This window comes from Herbiconiux daphne (assembly GCF_024979295.1).
Classification (GTDB): Bacteria; Actinomycetota; Actinomycetes; order Actinomycetales; family Microbacteriaceae; genus Herbiconiux; species Herbiconiux daphnes.
The window spans coordinates 1-650 of sequence record NZ_JANLCJ010000469.1; the positions used below are offsets into that span (position 1 = coordinate 1).

The following is a 650-nucleotide window of genomic DNA, read 5'->3' on the forward strand; positions in this document are numbered from 1 at the left end:
ATTATGCTGCCATACAAGTGGTACTTGACGTTCATGATTACCTTTGAATGCATCTTGTTTGATGACTACACCGTCAGTACATCGAATATCATTCTTTGTGACATAACCGGCAAAGTCATAATCTTTTCTTTGCATTAAAGTTATACCCTTCCTTTGAGATTTACAACCATTTTGACAAGCATGGGACGTTGCTGACCAAATAGTATTATTTTTCTAATCGTCTCTTAATTACACTTCGAACCATATAGTTCTTAGAGTTTTGAACAAAGTTGGTTCGTTTACGTTGTGTAGCCTGTTGATTGACTGAATGCTTGATAATATCAGTCTGTTGAAGTTTTGAAATAAAGTCTGGAACTTCCGGAACATTATTATCATTACCTTGTGTGGCTGGAGTAGTCTCTGGGACCGACGATTCGGGTTCCAATGATGCTTGATCTGTAACTCCTCCTTGACCAACTGTTCCGAGTCCACCAGCTTGATTTCCATCAGCAATGTTACGGTTAAATAGTTGATCTGCAGTAGGATCAGGATGAGGTTCTTTACCAACGAATTTACGAATCTCATTAGGAGTGAGAATCGCATTACGTGTAAAGATATCTGCAATTTGTGCAATTTGCTCAACTGGAACAAGTTTGAATGGATCACGGAAT

1 protein-coding gene is annotated in these 650 nt (G+C 38.5%); it reads right to left on the reverse strand.

Annotated features, from left to right (window positions below):
- Positions 1–205: 205 nt before the first annotated feature.
- Positions 206–650: hypothetical protein (locus tag N1032_RS25910; protein WP_259543494.1), on the reverse strand; the 445-nt coding region annotated here is incomplete at its 5' end.